This is a genomic window from Priestia flexa NBRC 15715, assembly GCF_001591565.1.
In the GTDB taxonomy this organism is placed as follows: Bacteria; Bacillota; Bacilli; order Bacillales; family Bacillaceae_H; genus Priestia; species Priestia flexa.
The window spans coordinates 1-2,885 of sequence record NZ_BCVD01000203.1 but is presented as its reverse complement, the minus strand read 5'-3'; the positions used below and the strand labels follow the sequence as shown (position 1 = coordinate 2,885).

Genomic DNA, 2,885 nt, shown 5'->3' with positions numbered 1-2,885 from the left:
AATGGTGCCAACGGTTCCATAGATCGTTACAACGATTGTATCCCCAATGCGGTATTTAGGCTTTTTCTTGCCTGCCATCGTCGCACCTCCTTGTTAAACTAACACCTACTGAAAAGTTACAATAGTATATGCAAAAATAGTAAAAGGGGAAGTATAACATCACCTCAATCAAGCCTGAAATACGCTGATTTTCACAAAAAAACAAAGGGCCTCTATACGCAGCGTATAGAGGCCCTTTGTTTTAAACACCTTACTGATTCATTTCATATAGCTCCCATGCCTCATCAAAAACAGACATGCTCATCGTATAATCACCGTTTAATTCGAGATAGGAGCTGATCTCATTGTAATCATCTGCCGTTTTAGGAAAGCTATGGTCTTCATACACAAATCGTGCTAACTGTCCTATTAGATCATTTTTTGGATTTAACCTAAATTTCATCATGTAGTGATAAAATGACTTCATACGTTGTTCCCCCTGTATTTTATGCGTTGTTTACTCACGTTTTATTTGCTATAAGACTACCATTTAAACAGTCTCTTGTGAATGACGTCGAATTCTGACCTAGACACATGAGAAACATTACATTATGGTTACAGATTTATGTTCTAGTTGCATTGTATAGTAAAGAAGACAAGTTGTCATATCAAGCATTTTGTTTTTCACTTTAAGTGAATGTGACAAAAACGATGCACAAATGTAACAAAAATGCTGTTTCGACAGTTTTTATAGTAAAAATATAAATTGCAAATTTTTCACTTTCATGATTTAATTTGCTACTGAAAGCACAATAAAAAATTGCTGAAGCACGTTTAAATCAGCAAAGAATAAGGAAAGATGAATACTATGAGTACACGAAATGCTTATTTTGATAACGCTAAATTTGTATTAATTTTTTTAGTTGTATTTGGACATATGATTTCACCTTATCGTACAGATAGCGAAGGTATGTTATCCATTTATCACTTTATCTTTATTTTCCACATGCCAGTATTTATCTTACTAGCTGGTTATTTTTCAAAAAACTTTCATAAAAAAGGATATTACAAAAAAATCTTTACCAAAGTGGCTATCCCTTACTTAGCATTTCAAACCATCTACACTTTTTACTATAGTGCCCTTTATACGAATGAAACGTACACACTACAGTATTTAGTACCGCGATGGGCAATGTGGTTCTTACTTAGCTTAATCTTTTGGAAATTAATGCTGCCATTTTTCGCAAAGTTCCCAATGTGGATCAGCATGACAGCTTCTATTCTACTAGGTGTTGGAATTGGTTTTGTTAACATTGATGGATTTGAAAAAATACTAAGTATTAGTCGCATGTTTGTGTTCTTCCCATTCTTTTTGATGGGGTATTACTTGTCACAGAGAGAAGAACCATTTAAAAATCTTTTAACAGCTAAAAATCGAGTCATTGCTTCCACTATCTTAGTTGTAACACTAGCAGCAAGTTATTACTTTTTAAATGAAACCGTTTATACGGACATGCTTTATGGTACAAACACATACAATAGCATAGGCGAATTTTTAATGCGCTTGTCTCACTATGGCATTGCGTTTATTGTATCTTTTGCATTTATGGCCTTAATTCCAACCCGTCCTTTTGCTTTAACTAGCATCGGACAGCGTTCGCTTTATGTCTACCTTTTACATGGATTTATTTTAAAGTGGTTTTTCACTACCGAATTTGCCAAAAGTTTAGATGCTAGCTTTTGGAGCATTATGGTTTTAACAGCCATGTCTATTTTAGTAACGCTTCTATTAGGTAGTCGTATTGTTGATTGGATCATTACTGGTACGAAACTATTCATTCAGTTCATTACGCCAAAGAAGGCAATTGAAAAATTCTCATTAGCCATTAAACGAACGTTCCCATAAACAAGAAAAAATCTCACCTTCTAGCAAGAGGTGAGATTTTTGTCTATATGACTCAAATACTTTCTAATTTCATTTTACTGAATTTTGTGGTAACGTTTCACTATAAGAGAAAGAAGGAGTGTATAGAAATGGAACTCGGTTACTATGATGGACAATTTCGAGATATTAACGAAAAAGTAATTCCTATTGATGAACGCGGACATCAATTTGGCGATGGTGTATATGAATTCATTCGCGTATACAAGGGAACACCTCTAGCACTTTCTCAACATTTAGATCGTCTTGAGCGAAGCGCAAAAGCGTTATTAATTGAGCTGCCGTTTAGCAGAACTGATTTGGAGAAAATAATTGAAGAAGGAATACAAAAGTCTACGTTGGAAGAAGCAGATATTTACATGCAGGTAACGCGTGGAATTTCTCCTCGTAATCATTTATTTCCAGATACCAAAGCAGAGCTATCTATGACGATTAGACACCCGCGTCAAATGCCTGATGAGGCTTACGAAAAAGGTATTTCCACTTTACTTTTAGAAGATGAGCGCTGGGCAAACTGCTACATTAAATCATTAAACTTACTTCCAAATATCCTTGCAAAGCAAGCAGCTGCCTCTAAAGGATGCAAAGAAGCCATCCTTGTAAAAGACGGATACATAACGGAAGGTTCTAGCAGCAATGTTTTCGTCATCAAGGATCAAATTTTATATACAACTCCAGCCACAAAACAAATTTTATGTGGCATTACTCGAACCAATGTCCTTGCTTGCGCAAAAGAAGAAGGCATTCAAGTACGAGAACAGCATATGACAATTGATTTTATTAAACAAGCTGATGAAGCGTTTGTCACGAGTACATCCATTGGTATTTTACCGATCGCACGTATTGATGAGCAGCATTTGTCATCAACACGTCCCATTATTGATAAATTAACCAATGCGTATCAAATATTTCGAGAACAGCAAGTACACATACAAAGCTAATAAAAAATAAAGAGACTGAGACA

The 2,885-nt window shown here is 35.2% G+C and carries 3 protein-coding genes; 2 read left to right on the top strand and 1 reads right to left on the bottom strand.

The genetic code is table 11. The features are described 5' to 3' along the window. Positions 1 to 250: 250 nt before the first annotated feature. Positions 251 to 466, bottom strand: coding sequence for a YozE family protein (locus BFL01S_RS19290; protein WP_025910018.1), 216 nt, complete (start codon positions 464 to 466; stop codon positions 251 to 253). Between the two features lie 381 nt (positions 467 to 847). On the opposite strand from BFL01S_RS19290, the gene BFL01S_RS19285 reads away from it, so the two are divergent. Further along, positions 848 to 1,885, top strand: coding sequence for an acyltransferase family protein (locus BFL01S_RS19285; RefSeq protein ID WP_061786684.1), 1,038 nt, complete (start codon positions 848 to 850; stop codon positions 1,883 to 1,885). A 128-nt stretch (positions 1,886 to 2,013) separates the two neighbouring features. Next, the gene (gene dat / locus BFL01S_RS19280) at positions 2,014 to 2,862 is read left to right on the top strand and encodes a D-amino-acid transaminase (protein ID WP_025910016.1); all 849 of its coding nucleotides are present in this window, start codon (positions 2,014 to 2,016) and stop codon (positions 2,860 to 2,862) included. Positions 2,863 to 2,885 lie beyond the last annotated feature (23 nt).